This is a genomic window from Prescottella sp. R16 (genome assembly GCF_030656875.1).
Classification (GTDB): domain Bacteria; phylum Actinomycetota; class Actinomycetes; order Mycobacteriales; family Mycobacteriaceae; genus Prescottella.
The window spans coordinates 2,277,771-2,293,296 of sequence record NZ_CP130943.1 but is presented as its reverse complement, the minus strand read 5'-3'; the positions used below and the strand labels follow the sequence as shown (position 1 = coordinate 2,293,296).

The following is a 15,526-nucleotide window of genomic DNA, read 5'->3' as shown; positions in this document are numbered from 1 at the left end:
CCCGAGAGCCGCGGACCGTCCTCGCCTCACCCTTCGACGGTGACCGCCACCCCCACCGTCCCCTTCCGTCCCCGCCGGATCAGGCTGCTCTTGACACCGATCCAGCCGAGGATCCCGTACTTGCGGGCAATCGCCGCACGAGCCTGCTCGGTGCCGGCGTCGTCGAGGATCGTTGCGGTGGCGGCGATCTGCGGGCCCTTCGGGTTGCCGCGGACGTCGCACACCCCGATCGTGACGCGCGGGGTGCGGCGAATCCGTGTGACCTTCCACGAGTCGGTGACCGTCCACATCAGCAGCCGGTCACCGTCCATCGCCGCCCACAACGGCGTCGGCACCGGGGTGCCGTCCTTCCGGAACGTGGTCAGCAGAACGTATTTCGCGGCACCGATCTCAGCGAGGGTGGCAGTCATCTGCTCAGGGTACGCAGCAGCGCTGCGGCGGGGTGAATGTCGCATGAACTTGTCGTCGGGATCGGCGATTCCTGTTGAACGACCGTCCATTGTCGGGTTTGCTGAGGCATCGTGACCGCACTCGATCCGCTCAGCCGCCGCCGTTTCCTCGCCGCCACCGGCGCAACCGGGGCCGCCGCAGCCCTGGCGGCGACGGCGCCGCCCGCGTCCGCCGCCCCCGCTCCCGTCGTCGACAAATTCCCGTTTCCAACCGGAAACAGGGCGCGGGTCCTGGTCACCGGGGACGCCGGCACCGGGCTGCCCGCCCAGTGGGCGGTGGCCGACGCGATCCGCAGCGTGCACCGGGACCAGCCGTTCGACCTGGCACTCGGGCTCGGCGACAACATCTACGAATCCGGGCCGCACGGCAGCGGGGACGGCCAGTTCGCCGACAAGTTCGAGAACCCCAACCACGGCCTCGACTTCCCGTGGGTGATGGTGCAGGGCAACCACGACAACAGTGCAATCGTCCCCGGGGACGGCGGCTGGCTGCTCCGCGGCGACGACGAGGTCGCCTACCACGGGCTGTCCCGCAGGTGGTGGATGCCGTCGCGCTACTACTCGGTGCGCATTCCCGAAGACGATCCGGTGGTCGAGTTCTTCGTCCTCGACCTCAACCCGCTGGCCGCGTACATTCCGCCGCTGTTCGTCGACTACTGGGCGGTGCACGGGCAGTTCATGACCGAGCAGCGGGCGTGGCTGGACCGGGCGATCGCCGACTCCCCCGCCCGGTGGAAGATCGCGTGCACCCACCACCCGTACCTCAGCAACGGTTCGCACGGCGACGCCGGGGAATACGACGGCATCCCACTCGAACCGATGAACGGCGTCCACGCCAAACGCTTCTACGAGGACCACGTCGTCGGACGGTGCCAGTTCATCCTGTCCGGACACGATCACTCCCTGCAGGTCCTGGACCCGACCGTCGCGTCCAAGGGCACCCGGCAGATCGTTTCCGGCGCCGCCGGGAAGAACAGCCACGGCAAGTCCTCCCGGCCGGACCGGGCGAATCTGTACCAGAACTTCGACGATGTCGGCTTCATGACCATGGATCTGTCGGCGGACTCGGTGCGGCTGCGGGCCTACACCGTCGACATCCCCACGGCCGCACCGACGCTGGCATTCGACCGCCGACTGTAGGCGCGGCAGCTGGTCGCCGAGCTCGAACGACCGCTACCGGCGGCGCAACCGGAGCCGACTGTAGGTGACGACCGTGAGCACGCAACCGATGAGCACCAGCACGGCGATGCTGAGCAGCCACCACGATCCGGTGTGCTGCCACAGCGTGTCCGGCTCGGTGCCGGTGGCATTGGTGACCAGGTCCACCGTCGAGGCGGCGGCCGCGAACCCCCAGCGTGACGGAAACAGCCACGCGACCTGTTCGAGCACGGCGCGTCCGGTGATCGTGATCAATCCTCCGCACATCACCAGCTGCGCCATGATCGTGACCACCAGCAGCGGCAGCACCTGCTCGTTCGAGCGCGCCACCGACGACAACGCCAGTCCGAGCACGACACAGCAGCAGGTGGTGGCGGCGATGTCCACGATCAGTTCGATCGAGCCCGAGGGGAGCACACTGCCGTGGCCGGGGAACCCCTTGCCCAGGTAGACGATCAGCACCATGATCACCGATTGCACGATGCCGGCGGCGCAGAACACGATGATCTTCGCCGCCAGATAGGCGGACGGTAGCAGCCCGGCGGCACGTTCGCGCTGGTAGACCATGCGCTCTCCGACCAGGTCGCGGATGGTCAGGGAACAACCCATGAAGGCGGCGCCGAGAATCAGCACCACCAGGATCTGGGTGAGTTCGCCGGACACGTCGGCACCGGACGGCCCGAACCCGGTGTCGCCCGGCACGAGCAGGGCCAGGCCGCCGAGCACGAACGGCAGCAGCGACAGGAAGATCAGATAGCCGCGGTCCGCGCGGATCAGTCGCATCTGGCGGCGGGCGACGGTGCTCAACTGCCTGCGCCGCGAGGTGTGCGCGGGAGAGCCGAGCGGCCCGGGCAGGGCCGGTGGCACCTCCGCGACCGTGCGGGTGGCGCGGTACGCGGCGAACACCCCGTCCGGGTCGGAGGCGACGCGGGCGAAGATGTCGGCCCAGTCGGTACTGCCGAGCGCGCTCCCGACCCGGTCGGGCGGCCCCACATACGCGGTCTTGCCGCCGGGAGCGAGGAGCAGGACCTGGTCGCACATCTCGAGGTAGGACAGCGAATGCGTGACGAGGACGACGACGCGGCCCGAATCGGCGAGGCGGCGCAGCGTCGCCATGATCTGTCGGTCGAGCGCGGGGTCGAGACCCGAGGTCGGTTCGTCGAGGATGAGCAGGGACGGGCCGGTGAGCAACTCCAGCGCGACCGAGGCGCGTTTGCGTTGCCCGCCGGAGAGGCGATCGACGCGGGTGTCGGCATGCTCGGTCAGCTGCAGTTCGTCGAGTACCCCTGCGATCACCGCCTCACGGTCGGCGCGGGTGGTGTCCGGCGGCAGCCGGAGCTCCGCGGCATAACCGAGGGCCCTCCGGACGGTCAGCTGCCGGTGGACGACGTCGTCCTGCGGGACCATGCCGATACGGGAGCGCAGGACCGAATAGTCGGTGTGCACGCTGCGTCCGTCGAATTCGACGACGCCGTCCGTGGGGCCTGCCGAACCGGAGACGATCTTGGCGACCGTGGTCTTGCCCGCGCCGGAGGGCCCGATCACCGCGGTGAGGGTGCCGGGGCCCGCGGTGAAGGTGACGTCCTCGAGCAGGCGCCGCCCGCCCTCGATGGTGAGCCCGACGCCGTCCACGCGTAGACCACCCGTGGTCGAGGACTCGCCCTGGCGTGGAACGAGACGGCCGTCCTGCACGACGAAGTCGGTGTTACCGATGGTGACGACGTCCCCGTCGGTCAGCCGTGCGCGCGTCACCCGGGCGCCGTCGACGAACGTGCCGTTGACGCTTCCCAGATCGTCGAGTTCGAGGCCTGCCGGCCCGGTGTGGACCATCGCGTGACGGCGTGAGGCCAGCACGTCCCGGACCACGATGTCGTTGTCGGGGGCCCGTCCGATCGTGAGGGCTCCCGCGGGGACGGTCTCGTGCGGTGCCGGGGGTGAGGCGGTCGGGGCCGCCACGTCGATCGTCGACTCGTCCCCTCGACTGCCCACGTCCCGTCGTGTCGCGTCGGGGTCTTCGAGCGAGATCCGCACGGCGGGTCCCTCGGCCGCGTCGCCCAGGCGGACGAGGACGGTGTCCGTGACGGGGACCTCGTCGCGGCGTTCGCCGTCGACGTAGATCCCGTTCCTGCTGCCGGAGTCGACGAGCTGCCATCCCCCGTCCCACCGGAGCCGCGCATGCTCGCGTGACACCACCGGGTCGACGATCGTGATCTCCGACTGTGGGTCCCGGCCGATGCGTACCGCGGTGCCCGCACCGTAGCTCGTGCGGCCGTGTTCGGTCTCGACCACGACCCGCGGGCGCTCGTGTCCCGTCCAGTCGTCCATCGCCACGGCCTCCGGTCAGCATCGGGCGTAGAGCGTCGACTTCTCCATCGTCGCACGCCTCGGAAACCGCCGACAGAACCTGAAGCCGCGTCATGATGAGTTTCGTCGGTGCGGCGAGTCGGTCTTCTCGTAGGCACCATCTTCGAGAGCGGAGCGTCACATGAGTCAGCTACTGCGGGTCCAGAATTTCAACGTCTCGAGCGACGGCGTCGCCTGCGGCGAGAACCAGACCTTCGAGAGCCCGTTCGGTCTCGACCACGGTGAGATGTTCGCGTGGGCGGGCGCGACCGCGAGCTGGCCCATGCGCACCGATCCCGGCGGCAGCCGCGGCCTCGACGACTACTTCACCCGCGACTTCTCCCACAACATCGGCGCCGAGATCATGGGCCGCCACAAGTTCGGCCCGCAGCGCGGCCCGTGGGAGAACCTGGACTGGGAGGGCTGGTGGGGCGAGGAGCCGCCGTTCCACACGCCGGTGTTCGTCGCGACCCATCACCCGCGGCCGTCGATCACCCGCGGCGAGACCACCTTCCACTTCGTGGCCGGCGACCCGGCCGAGATTCTCGACCGAGCGAAGGAGGCGGCGGCCGGCCGGGACGTCCGGCTCGGCGGCGGGGTCACCACCGTCCGGGAGTTCCTCGACGCCGACCTGGTCGACACGATGCACGTGGCCGTCTCCCCGATCAGGTTCGGGTCGGGGCTGCGGCTGTGGGACACCCCGGACGAACTACGCGACCGATTCCACCTGGAAACGGTGCCCAGTCCGAGCGGGGTGACCCACCACCTGTTCTGGCGGAAGTAGCCGGTCGGCCTACTCGCCCTCGAGTTCGCCCTCGGTCTCGAGATACACCTGCCGCAGGCCGTCGAGGATCTCGGGCGCCGGATCCTCCCACATGTTCCGTTCGACGGCCTCGAGCAGACGTTCGGAAATGCCGTGCAGCGCCCACGGGTTCGACTCGGACATGAACTTGCGGTTGGTGTCGTCGAGGACGTACGTCTCGGCGAGTTTCTCGTACATCCAGTCGGCGACGACGTTGGTGGTGGCGTCGTAGCCGAACAGGTAGTCGACGGTCGCGGCCATCTCGAAGGCGCCCTTGTAGCCGTGGCGGCGCATCGCGTCGAGCCAGCGCGGATTGACCACCCGCGCCCGGAAGACGCGGGCGGTCTCCTCCGACAGCGTGCGGGTGCGGACGGCGTCGGGGCGGGTGCTGTCGCCGATGTACGCCTCCGGATCCTGCCCGGTCAGGGCGCGGACGGTGGCGACCATGCCGCCGTGGAACTGGAAGTAGTCGTCCGAGTCGGCGATGTCGTGTTCGCGGGTGTCGGTGTTCTTCGCGGCCACCGCGATCCGCTTGTAGGCGGAGCGCATGTCGTCGCCGGCGGGGACGCCGTCGAGGCCACGGCCGTACGCGTAGCCGCCCCACGTGGTGTACACCTGCGCGAGGTCGGCGTCGTCGCGCCAGTTCTTCGAGTCGATCAGCTGCAGCAGACCGGCGCCGTAGGTGCCGGGTTTGGAGCCGAAGATGCGGGTGGTGGCGCGGCGGTCGTCGCCGTGTTCGGCCAGGTCGGCCTGCGCATGCGCCCGCACGTAGTTCTGCTCGGGGGTCTCGTCGAGGCCGGCGACGAGGCGGACGGCGTCATCCAGCAACGCCAGCACGTGCGGGAACGCGTCCCGGAAGAACCCGGAGATACGGACGGTGACGTCGATGCGGGGACGGCCCAGTTCGGCGAGGTCGATGACCTCGAGGCTGACCACCCGGCGGGACGCCTCGTCCCACACCGGGCGCACCCCGAGCAGGGCGAACACCTCGGCGACGTCGTCACCGGAGGTACGCATCGCGGAGGTCCCCCACACCGACAGACCCACCGACTGCGGATACGTCCCGTGGTCGACGAGGTAGCGGGCGAGCAGGGAGTCGGCCATCGCCTGCCCGGTCTCCCACGCCAGCCGTGACGGGACGGCCTTGGGGTCGACGGAATAGAAGTTGCGGCCGGTGGGCAGCACGTTGATCAGCCCGCGCAGCGGCGACCCGGACGGGCCGGCCGCGATGAAACCGCCGTTCAGGGCGTGCAGCACCTGGTCGATCTCGCCGGAGGTCTGCCGCAGCCGCGGCACCACCTCGGTCGCGGCGAACCGCAGGATCTGCCGGACAATGTCGTCGTCGTGCAGACCGTCCACGACGGCCGGATCCCAGTCCGTCTCGGCCAGCGCCGCGATCAGCGCGTGCGCCTGCGCCTCGATCTCGTCGACGCGCCCGCGAGCTTCGTCGCCGGATTCGCTGAGCCCCAGTGCTTCCCGCAGACCGGGCACGGTCTGCTCGCCGCCCCACATCTGCCGGGCCCGCAGCATCGCGAGCACCAGTTCCACCTCGGCGTCGCCGTCGGGGGCGGTGCCGAGGACGTGCAGGCCGTCACGGATCTGGACGTCCTTGATCTCGCACAGCCAGCCGTCGACGTGCATGAGCATGTCGTCGAACACGTCCTCCTCGGGACGCTCGCTCAACCCCAGGTCGTGGTCCATCTTCGCGGCCCGCATCAACGTCCAGATCTGCTGGCGGATCGCCGGCAGCTTCGCCGGGTCGAGCGCGGAGATGTTGGCGTGCTCGTCGAGGAGCTGCTCGAGCCGGGAGATGTCACCGTACGATTCGGCGCGCGCCATCGGCGGGATCAGGTGGTCGACGAGGGTGGCGTGGGCGCGGCGCTTGGCCTGTGTGCCCTCGCCCGGATCGTTGACCAGGAACGGGTAGATCATCGGCAGGTCGCCGAGCGCGGCGTCGGTGCCGCACGACGCCGACATGCCGAGCGTCTTGCCGGGCAGCCACTCGAGGTTGCCGTGCTTGCCGAGGTGCACGATCGCATCCGCCGCGAATCCGCCGGCATCCGTCTCCGCCGCGATCCACCGGTACGCGGCCAGATAGTGGTGGCTCGGCGGCAGGTCCGGGTCGTGGTAGATCGCGACCGGGTTCTCCCCGAACCCGCGGGGCGGCTGCACCATCAGCACCACGTTCCCGGCCCGGATCGCGGCGATGACGATCTCACCCTTGGGGTCGGACGAGCGGTCCACGTACAGTTCACCGGGTGCGGCACCCCAGTGCTCCTCGACACCCTCGCGGAAGTCCTGCGGCAGCGTCTGGAACCACTGCCGGTACCGGGCGGCGGAGATGCGGATCGGGTTGCCCTCGAGCTGCTCGGCGGTGAGCCAGTCCGGGTCCTGTCCGCCCGCCGCGATCAGCGCGTGGATCAGGGCGTCCCCGTCCTTCGCGGCCAGACCGGGCAGGGCGTCGTCGCCGTCCTCGGGTCCGAGATCGTAGCCGTGCTCGCGCATCGCGGTGAGCAGGTCGATCGCCGACGCCGGGGTGTCCAGGCCGACGGCGTTGCCGATGCGGGCATGCTTCGTCGGGTACGCCGACAGCATCAACGCAATCTTCTTGTCCCCGTTCGGGATTCGACGCAGCTTCGCGTGCCGGACCGCGATCCCCGCGACCCGGGCAGCGCGTTCGGCATCCGGCACGTACGCCGTCAACCCGTCGGCGTCGACCTCCTTGAACGAGAACGGCACCGTGATCAGGCGGCCGTCGAACTCCGGGACCGCGACCTGCGTCGCCACGTCCAGCGGCGACATGCCGTCGTCGTTCGCCTCCCAGTCCGCCCGGCTCGACGTCAGGCACAGTCCCTGCAGGATCGGCACGTCCAGCGCGGCGAGTTCGGCCACGTTCCACGCCTCGTCGTCACCGCCGGCCTGCGCGTTCGCCGGTTTGGTGCCGCCGGCCGCCAGCACGGTCACCACCAGCGCGTCCGCGCCGCCCAGGGTCTCGAGCAGATCGGTGGGCGCGGTGCGCAGCGACGCGCAGAAGATCGGCAGCGGCGTCGCCCCCGCCTCCTCGATCGCCCCGCACAGCGCCTCGACGTACGCGGTGTTCCCCGCCAGATGCTGGGCGCGGTAGTAGAGCACCGCAACCGTGGGGGAATCGGGCCCGGCGCCGTCCGATTCCCGGGCCTCGCGCTCGAGAACACCCCAGGTCGGCAGGTGCACCGCAGGTTCGAAACCGAACCCGGTGAGCAGCACCGTGTCGGACAGGAAGTGGTGCAGCTGGCGCAGGTTGTCGGCACCGCCCTCGGCGAGATACGTGTGCGCCTCGGCGGCGATCCCGGCGGGGACCGTCGAGCATTCCATCAACTCCGCGTCCGGGGCCTGTTCGCCGCCGAGGACGACCGTCGGCAACCCGGACGCGAGGACCGCGTCGATGCCGTCCTCCCAGGCCCGGCGGCCACCGAGGATGCGGACCACGACCAGGTCGACATCGTCGAGGAGCCGGGGCAGATCCTCCGAGACGAGGAGACGCGCCGGGTTGGCCCACCGGTAGTCGGCGCCGGAAGCGCGGGCACTGAGCAGATCGGTGTCGGACGTCGACAGCAGCAGGATCACTGTGCAGCCTTTCTGGGGTTTCGCGCCCCACGGCAAGGTTCCGGCGAGAGACGTTCTCGGGAACGGTTTCGTGCGGCGGGAACGGGTCTGGCTTTCACAGTGGCGCGACCGCACCGGACTCACACCGGTTTCCGTTCCTGCCGCGGTCGCCGGTGATCCTACCGGGCACCCGGGTCCACCTCGGCTACCCGGCTAGCCTGGACGACGTGTCCTCTCCACGTTCCGGCCCGGACCGCTGTCCGGGCGCCCTGCAGGTCCACGTCGCCGCCGATGGGCCGCTGGCCCGGGTCCGGCTGCCCGGCGGGCTGATCACGGCCCCGCAGATCCAGGTCCTCGCCGACGCCGCCCACACGCTCGGCAACGGCGAGATCGAACTGACGTCCCGCGGAAACCTGCAGCTGCGCGCGGTCGCCGATCCCGGCGAGTTCGCGCGCCGCATCGAGGACGCGGGACTGTTGCCGTCGACCACGCACGAACGGGTCCGCAACATCCTCGCCTCCCCCCTGTCCGGACGCATCGGCGGGCACGTCGACGTCCGCCCCCTGGTCACCGCCCTCGACACCCGGCTGTGCGCCGACCCGGCGCTGGCCGCGCTGCCCGGCCGCATCCTGTTCACCCTCGACGACGGCCGCGGCGACCTCTCGGGGCTGCGCGGCGACGCCGGCGTCCACGCCCTGGACGACGGCCGCCTCGCCCTGATCCTCGCCGGCGCCGACACCGGCGCCCGGCTCACCACCGACACCGCCGTCGACACCCTCCTCGACGCGGCCCGCATCTTCGGTGAGATCCGCGGCGACGCGTGGCGCCTCCACGAGCTCCCCGACGGCCCCGCCACGGTCCTGGCCCGGCTCGGCCTCGACCACGCCGACCCGATCGCCCTGCCCGACGCCGTCGACGGCGGCCCCATCGGCTGGCTCGATCAGCCCGACGGCCGTGTCACCCTGGCCGCCGGGCTCGCGTTCGGCACCCTCCCGGCGCGGCTCGCCGAGTTCCTCGCCGCCGTCGACCACCCCCTCGTGATCACCCCGTGGCGGTCGATCCTGATCCCCGACCTCGACGAGGGCGTCGCCGAACAGGTGGTCCGGGTCCTCGCCCCGATGGGCCTGATCTTCGACGCCGCCTCACCGTACCTGCAGGTCAGCGCCTGCACCGGACGCCCCGGCTGCGCCAAGTCCCTCGCCGACGTCCGCTCCGACGCGCAGGCCGCGATCGCCGCCGGCGAGATCCCGGCCGGGGAACGCCGGCACTGGTCCGGGTGCGAGCGCCGGTGCGGGCGACCCCGCGGCGAGATAACAGACGTCGTCGCGACCGCCGACGGTTACCGGGTGGAAAACACCGGTTCTTGATGCCTCTATCGTGTGGCGCATGATCGACTACATTCGCGACGGCGCGGAGATCTACCGCCAGTCCTTCGCCACCATCCGAGCCGAAGCAGACCTCTCGCGGTTCCCCGCCGACGTCTCGCAGGCCGTGGTCCGGATGATCCACGCGAGCGGTCAGGTCGATCTGGTCGACGACATCGCCTTCACCGAGAACGTCGTCGCCGACGCCCGGGAAGCGTTGCGCCGCGGCGCCCCGATCCTGTGCGACGCGAAGATGGTCGCCGCCGGTGTCACCCGCAAGCGTCTGCCCCGCAACAACGACGTGCTGTGCATGCTCGACGACCCCCGCACCCCGGTCCTGGCGAAGGCCATCGACAACACCCGGTCGGCGGCCGCACTCGAACTGTGGGGCGACAAGCTCGACGGCGCCGTCGTCGCGATCGGCAACGCCCCCACCGCCCTGTTCCACCTGCTGAGCCTCATCGAGGCCGGCGCCCCACGGCCCGCGGCGATCGTCGGCGGCCCGGTCGGGTTCATCGGCGCGGTCGAATCGAAGGAAGCGCTGATCGAGCATCCCGCCGGCCTGCCGCACCTGGTACTGCGCGGCCGCCGCGGCGGCTCCGCGATCACCGCGGCCGCCCTCAACGCGATCGCGAACGAAATCGAATGAACAACAGCGTGACGGACGATATGACCACCGGAAAACTGTGGGGTGTCGGGATCGGCCCCGGCGACCCCGAACTGATGACCGTCAAGGCCGCCCGCGTCATCGCCGACGCCGACGTGATCGCCTTCCACTCGGCCCGCCACGGCCGCAGCATCTCCCGCGCCGTCGCCGCCCCCTACATGCGCGACGGGCAGATCGAGGAACACCTGATCTACCCGGTCACCACCGAGACCGTCGACCATCCCGGCGGCTACCAGGGCGCGATGGACGAGTTCTACGAGCAGGCCGCCGAACGGCTCGCCGCGCACCTCGCGGCCGGCCGCACCGTCGCACTCCTCGCCGCCGGGGACCCACTGTTCTACAGCTCGTACATGCACATGCACAAGCGGCTCACCGGCCGCTTCGACACCGAGATCATCCCCGGCGTCACCGCCGTGCAGGCCGCGTCCGCCGCACTCGCCGAGCCACTCGTCGAGGCCGACGAGGTCCTCACGATCCTGCCCGGCACCCTGCCGCAGGACGAGCTGACCCGACGCCTGCGCGACACCGACGCCGCCGCGATCATGAAACTCGGCCGCACCTATCCGGCTGTGCGCCAGGCACTCTCGGACGCCGGACGCCTGGACGAGGCCCGCTACGTCGAACGCGCCAGCACCGACCGCCAGAAGGTCGCCGCGGCCGCCGACGTCGACGACGCCGACGTGCCCTACTTCTCGATCGCGGTCGTCCCGAGCCCACTCAACAACCGCACCGCACCCGAACCGGCCCGCGGCGAGGTCGTCGTCGTCGGACTCGGACCCGGCGATCAGGCCTGGACCACCCCGGAGGTGCGCCGCGAACTCGCCGCCGCCACCGACCTCGTCGGCTACACCACCTACATCGACCGGGTCCCGGTGCGGCCCGGGCAGCGCCGGCACGCCAGCGACAACCGCGTCGAGGCCGAACGCGCCGCCATGGCCCTGGACCTGGCCAAGCGCGGCGCCCGCGTCGCCGTCGTCTCCTCCGGCGACCCGGGCGTGTTCGCGATGGCCGCCGCCGTCCTCGAAGTGGCCGCCGAGGACCAGTGGCGCGACGTGCCGGTCCGGATCCTGCCCGGCATGACCGCCGCCAACGCCGTCGCCAGCCGCGTCGGCGCCCCCCTCGGCCACGACTACGCGATGATCTCGCTGTCCGACCGGCTCAAACCGTGGGACATCGTCGCCAAACGCGTCTCCGCCGTCGCATCCGCGGACATGGCGTTCGCCGTCTACAACCCGGCGTCGAAGTCCCGCACCTGGCAGGTCGCCGCGATGCGCGACCTCGTCCTCGAACACCGCTCCCCCGACACCCCGGTGATCATCGGCCGCGACATCGCCGGCTCCGAGGAGAACATCACGATCGTCCGCCTCGCCGACCTCGACCCCGCCGACGTCGACATGCGCTGCCTGCTCATCGTCGGCTCGTCACAGACCCGGATCGTCGAGACCGGTTCGGGGACGACGGTGTTCACACCCCGTACCTACCCGGCCTGACACCGCACCACAATCCGCGAACGGGAGTTCACGGCACGCTTTCACACAGTGCGCGTGCCGTGAACTCCCGTGGGGCGGTGGCCGAGCACGGATCAGCTGTATCGCTCCGTCGGCAGCGGGTTGACGGTGTCACCGTCCCAGGTCAGTGTTCGGTCGGCCCGTGCCGGGAAAGCTTCGAGCCCGGTGTCGGCCAGGACCGCGGCGACGCACTCCTCGGAAGCGCCGAGGTAGGTGGACATCAGGTCGATGTCCGTTGCCACACACCAGGCCTTGTCGTCGGGCCACCACAGGTGCGCACTCATCCCTGCCGGGTACCGTCCCTGCGGTGGGTGAAGCTCCGAGTCGGTCATGGTGGGACGACTACAACGACGGTGTTCGACGCATGCACGAAACCGGCTGGGGCGCGGATGCATCGGTGCTCTCGCCGGCGATCTGCGAACTGCTCGACGACGTCGACGCGGCGTTCGTGGTCACCGGGGTGGCCGAACCCGCACAGCGATGACGCCGAGCCGGACGAGGCAGCGTACGAGCGCCTTACCGCCCCGGAGAAGTTCCTGATCGTGGTGGCCCGGGCGCGAGCGTGGACGACGGTTCTCCTCGACCGCGGCTGGGCGCGAGAAGCAGCGCAGGCGCGTTGGGCGCTCCGCCCGATGGAGCCCGGCGGTGCCGACACCGTCCTCGAGCCCGCGGCCGACGGTGCGGTCCCCCTGGTACTGACGACCCACACCCCGGTGGACAGCGACCACATCGTCACCGTCACGGTCGCGGCGGGCGACCCGGCAGTGACGTTGGCGGAGCTTCCCGATTGCGGATGCGACGGGTGCGACAGCGGATCCGCCGCACTGCTCGAGGAGATGGACAGGTGGGTGCTGTCGGTGGTCGCCGGGTCCCTCCGGGTCGATGTCACTGCCGACCGCTCCTCGATTCGCTCATCGTTCGGTGGCCACGGCGGCACGGTCCAGCATCTGGAGGAAGCCATGTCGTTCTCGGCGGCACCGTGGCCCGCGGATTGGACCGCGCGCCCCATCCCGCCCGAAATCGGGCATCGCCACCCCGAAGCCGCGTTTCCGCGGACGATGCTGGATCGACTGCTGCGCCGCGACGGGCCGCCGGGCAGCGCACAGCGCTATCGTTCCCGATGAACCACTGGTCCGACCACTTGACCAGTTCACTCGACCCGACCTAGCGTCGTGACATGGATCTCATGCCGGTGCGCCGCAAGTCGATCCCCGACGACGTGTTCGACCAACTCCTCGACGGCGTCGTCGCGGGCAGCCTGGCACCCGGCGAGACGCTGGTCGGCAAGCGCCGGATGGTGGAGGCACTCGGGGTGTCCCGACCGGCGGGGCGATCGATCCGGCGGTGGCCCACAGCATCCTCGAGGCCCGCCTCTGGAACGGGCCGAAGGTCGCCGAACTGGCGGCGCAGCGCGCGACGGTGTCCACGGCAAACACCTTGGACGCCGTCGTCGACGCGCTCGACACCGACACCGATCCCGTGGCCCGGCAGCGCCTCGCCCTCGACTTCTGGGACCTGATCGTCGACGGCGCGGACTCGATCATGTTCCGGCTCATGTTCAACACCCTGCGCGCCGCGTACGAACCGATGCTCGACGCACTCGCGGTGGTGATGGCCGCCGAGGTGAGTGAGGTCGACCGCTACCGCGCGATCACCGACGCCGTCCGACGCGGCGATCCCGAGGATGCGTTCGCCGCCGCGCATGCCCTACTGGAACCCGCGACGATCCTGCTGGCGTCCGCACTCGACTCCACCCACAGCGAATCCGGGGAGTAGCCATGACCACCCGCCACGACTCGCCCGCGTTCGGACGCGATGTCACATTGTTGTCCGGCGCGGGACGCGAATTCGTCCGCCACCCGAGCCCGTGGATCATCGCCACGCTCCTGGTCGGCGCCCTGAGTGCCCGGGTCGCGCTGGGCCACTGGACCTGGGCCGACGCGCTCGTCCCCGCGATCATGCTCGCGCTGTTCCCGGTGCTGGAGTGGATCATCCACGTCTTCGTGCTGCACTGGCGCCCCAGAAGATCGCCGGGCTCACCATCGACCCACTGCTCGCCCGCAAACACCGCGCCCACCACGGGAATCCACGGAACATTCCGCTGGACTTCATCCCCGCACCGGTGTTCGTGTGGCTGGTACCGCTGCTGCTCGCGGTCGCACTGCTCGTGATTCCCCGGATCGAACTGGGGTTGACGTTCCTCGTCGTCCTCACCGCACTGGGCCTCGGCTACGAGTGGACCCACTTCCTCATCCACACCGACTACAAGCCGAAGACCGCGCTGTACAAGGCGACGTGGCGCCATCACCGAAACCACCACTACCGCAACGAGCACTACTGGTTCACGGTCACCACGTCCGGCACCGCCGACCGGATGTTCGGGACCGAACCCGACCCGGACACCGTCGAAAAGTCGCCGACCGCGAAACGCCTCCACGGCCTCGACGTCGCCGACGCGTAGAGAGCCGGTCAGCCCGCAGCGTCCTCCTTCAACGTGTGCGCGACCAGCGCATTGGCATGACCGTGTCCCAGGCCGTGCTCCGCTTTGAGCCAGTTCACCAGTTCCATGTGCTTGGTGAGGTCAGACGAGCGAATCAGGCTCTGCCACTCGCTGATCGGCTTGCCGTACTTCTTCTCGATCGACGGAAAGTAGGACGCGGGACCCTTCACCGGTTCGCTCATGGCAGGCACGCTACCGGCGAGTTACGACACGCGCGCGGATCCCGCTCGCCCATTCCTCCGGATTCCAGGTTCCGGGCCGGGCCCTCGTGAGTGGATAGCACGCGAAGCCGATGAGGACGGCGGTGAAGTGTCCGATGTCGGTGAACGTCAGCGTGCCGAACAGGGGCAGCCCGTAGACGAGCAGCACACCGGCCACGTAGACGTACCGCCACGGCGACGCGATCCGGTACGCGAGCACCGCGGTGACCCCGGCCAGCGCGTAGCTGACCCCGACGTCCAGGGTGTTCACGGCGGACGCCGGTGCCTGACCGTTGTGGATCGCCAGATACAACACGCCCTCGCTGAGATACGTCGCACCGACGTGCGAGATCACCGCGACGGCCAGCCACCGCCACGTCCCCAGCCACCGTTCGACCGGGACGTGGAAGAGATTGAACAGAACGAAGTATCCGAGCCAGCCACCACCGGCGAGCCAGAACGCACTGGTCACGAGGACCCGGATCGGATCCTCACGGAGATGATGCAGATTGGTCGAGCGGTTGCCCAGCACATGATCCAGCGCCGCCGGCGACAGCCGATGCATCACGATCGTCGTCACGAGCAGGATCGCAAGCCACACGAAGGTTCCCGGCGCGCGGCGGACATATCCCCCGACCGCGTCCGGAATCTGCGACGCCCGGAACCGTTGCACGGCTTCCATCGCATCAGTATGACCCCGATCGCCCCGCCGATCTGCCTACTCGACGACCGTTTCGATCCTGTACCACGATCACTCCCCTTTCGTCCCCGGAGCCCTTTCCGTCTTGGAAGTTGGTGAGGTCGGAGGTGAAGTGAGACCGGTCGTGAATGGTGGGATTGCGCGACGTCCGGTGAATATTCGGTAATTCCACATATTCCGTCCTATGCGAAGTTCTGATCTGGTGGCAGTTGGCGGAGATCGGACCGCGAAACATGCATGTCAGCCGAGG

12 protein-coding genes and 3 pseudogenes are annotated in these 15,526 nt (G+C 69.9%); 9 read left to right on the top strand and 6 right to left on the bottom strand.

Going from position 1 to position 15,526, the window contains the following annotated elements; all coding sequences use genetic code 11:
- Nucleotides 1-26: 26 nt before the first annotated feature.
- Nucleotides 27-410 (bottom strand): PPOX class F420-dependent oxidoreductase, encoded by a 384-nt coding sequence (locus tag Q5696_RS10815; protein WP_305091372.1) that lies wholly within the window; start codon nt 408-410, stop codon nt 27-29.
- 111 nt (nt 411-521) lie between these two features.
- Here Q5696_RS10815 and Q5696_RS10810 point away from each other — a divergent pair, with 111 nt between their 5' ends.
- Nucleotides 522-1,589, top strand: coding sequence for a metallophosphoesterase (locus Q5696_RS10810; protein ID WP_305091371.1), 1,068 nt, complete (start codon nt 522-524; stop codon nt 1,587-1,589).
- A 33-nt stretch (nt 1,590-1,622) separates the two neighbouring features.
- Here Q5696_RS10810 and Q5696_RS10805 read toward each other — a convergent pair whose 3' ends face one another.
- Complete coding sequence (locus Q5696_RS10805; protein WP_305091370.1) at nt 1,623-3,932, bottom strand: FHA domain-containing protein; 2,310 nt, start codon at nt 3,930-3,932, stop codon at nt 1,623-1,625.
- Nucleotides 3,933-4,092: 160 nt separating this feature from the next.
- On the opposite strand from Q5696_RS10805, the gene Q5696_RS10800 reads away from it, so the two are divergent.
- Nucleotides 4,093-4,734, top strand: a complete 642-nt coding sequence (locus Q5696_RS10800) for a dihydrofolate reductase family protein (RefSeq protein WP_305091369.1) — start codon at nt 4,093-4,095, stop codon at nt 4,732-4,734.
- A gap of 9 nt (nt 4,735-4,743) precedes the next feature.
- On the opposite strand, the gene Q5696_RS10795 is transcribed toward Q5696_RS10800, so the two are convergent.
- Nucleotides 4,744-8,358 (bottom strand): cobaltochelatase subunit CobN, encoded by a 3,615-nt coding sequence (locus Q5696_RS10795; protein WP_305091368.1) that lies wholly within the window; start codon nt 8,356-8,358, stop codon nt 4,744-4,746.
- A 206-nt stretch (nt 8,359-8,564) separates the two neighbouring features.
- Here Q5696_RS10795 and cobG point away from each other — a divergent pair, with 206 nt between their 5' ends.
- From cobG to cobJ, 3 genes are read left to right on the top strand one after another with little or no spacing between them, the layout of a single operon-like run.
- On the top strand, nt 8,565-9,704 hold the full coding sequence (gene cobG / locus Q5696_RS10790; RefSeq protein WP_305091367.1) for a precorrin-3B synthase: 1,140 nt from the start codon (nt 8,565-8,567) through the stop codon (nt 9,702-9,704).
- Between the two features lie 19 nt (nt 9,705-9,723).
- On the top strand, nt 9,724-10,350 hold the full coding sequence (locus tag Q5696_RS10785; protein WP_305091366.1) for a precorrin-8X methylmutase: 627 nt from the start codon (nt 9,724-9,726) through the stop codon (nt 10,348-10,350).
- Between the two features lie 20 nt (nt 10,351-10,370).
- Nucleotides 10,371-11,858 (top strand): precorrin-3B C(17)-methyltransferase, encoded by a 1,488-nt coding sequence (gene cobJ / locus Q5696_RS10780; protein ID WP_305095237.1) that lies wholly within the window; start codon nt 10,371-10,373, stop codon nt 11,856-11,858.
- Nucleotides 11,859-11,950: 92 nt separating this feature from the next.
- Here cobJ and Q5696_RS10775 read toward each other — a convergent pair whose 3' ends face one another.
- On the bottom strand, nt 11,951-12,160 hold the full coding sequence (locus Q5696_RS10775) for a hypothetical protein (protein WP_305091365.1): 210 nt from the start codon (nt 12,158-12,160) through the stop codon (nt 11,951-11,953).
- Nucleotides 12,161-12,183: 23 nt separating this feature from the next.
- Here Q5696_RS10775 and Q5696_RS10770 point away from each other — a divergent pair, with 23 nt between their 5' ends.
- The 4 genes and pseudogenes from Q5696_RS10770 to Q5696_RS10755 all read left to right on the top strand — a co-directional run bounded on the left by Q5696_RS10770 (nt 12,184) and on the right by Q5696_RS10755 (nt 14,337).
- On the top strand, nt 12,184-12,360 hold the full coding sequence (locus Q5696_RS10770) for a hypothetical protein (protein ID WP_305095411.1): 177 nt from the start codon (nt 12,184-12,186) through the stop codon (nt 12,358-12,360).
- Nucleotides 12,361-12,388: 28 nt separating this feature from the next.
- Nucleotides 12,389-13,000: pseudogene (locus tag Q5696_RS10765) on the top strand (DUF6226 family protein); the annotation flags it as partial.
- 53 nt (nt 13,001-13,053) lie between these two features.
- A pseudogene (locus Q5696_RS10760) lies at nt 13,054-13,652 on the top strand (FadR/GntR family transcriptional regulator).
- 2 nt (nt 13,653-13,654) lie between these two features.
- Nucleotides 13,655-14,337, top strand: a pseudogene (locus tag Q5696_RS10755) (sterol desaturase family protein).
- An 8-nt stretch (nt 14,338-14,345) separates the two neighbouring features.
- Here Q5696_RS10755 and Q5696_RS10750 read toward each other — a convergent pair.
- Nucleotides 14,346-14,558: a DUF4287 domain-containing protein gene (locus Q5696_RS10750; RefSeq protein ID WP_305091364.1), complete on the bottom strand. Its 213-nt coding sequence runs from the start codon at nt 14,556-14,558 to the stop codon at nt 14,346-14,348.
- A 10-nt stretch (nt 14,559-14,568) separates the two neighbouring features.
- A complete protein-coding gene (locus tag Q5696_RS10745; RefSeq protein WP_305091363.1) occupies nt 14,569-15,258 on the bottom strand; it encodes a rhomboid-like protein in 690 nt (229 codons plus the stop codon).
- Between the last annotated feature and the right edge of the window lie 268 nt (nt 15,259-15,526).

Bases quoted from the DNA above. Each gene is read 5' to 3' on its own strand.
- cobJ (WP_305095237.1), top strand. From the start codon at position 10,371: ATGACCACCGGAAAACTGTGGGGTGTCGGGATCGGCCCCGGCGACCCC.
- Q5696_RS10775 (WP_305091365.1), bottom strand. From the start codon at position 12,160: ATGAGTGCGCACCTGTGGTGGCCCGACGACAAGGCCTGGTGTGTGGCA.
- Q5696_RS10800 (WP_305091369.1), top strand. From the start codon at position 4,093: ATGAGTCAGCTACTGCGGGTCCAGAATTTCAACGTCTCGAGCGACGGC.
- Q5696_RS10785 (WP_305091366.1), top strand. From the start codon at position 9,724: ATGATCGACTACATTCGCGACGGCGCGGAGATCTACCGCCAGTCCTTC.
- Q5696_RS10750 (WP_305091364.1), bottom strand. From the start codon at position 14,558: ATGAGCGAACCGGTGAAGGGTCCCGCGTCCTACTTTCCGTCGATCGAG.
- Q5696_RS10815 (WP_305091372.1), bottom strand. From the start codon at position 410: ATGACTGCCACCCTCGCTGAGATCGGTGCCGCGAAATACGTTCTGCTG.
- Q5696_RS10805 (WP_305091370.1), bottom strand. From the start codon at position 3,932: ATGGACGACTGGACGGGACACGAGCGCCCGCGGGTCGTGGTCGAGACC.
- Q5696_RS10745 (WP_305091363.1), bottom strand. From the start codon at position 15,258: ATGGAAGCCGTGCAACGGTTCCGGGCGTCGCAGATTCCGGACGCGGTC.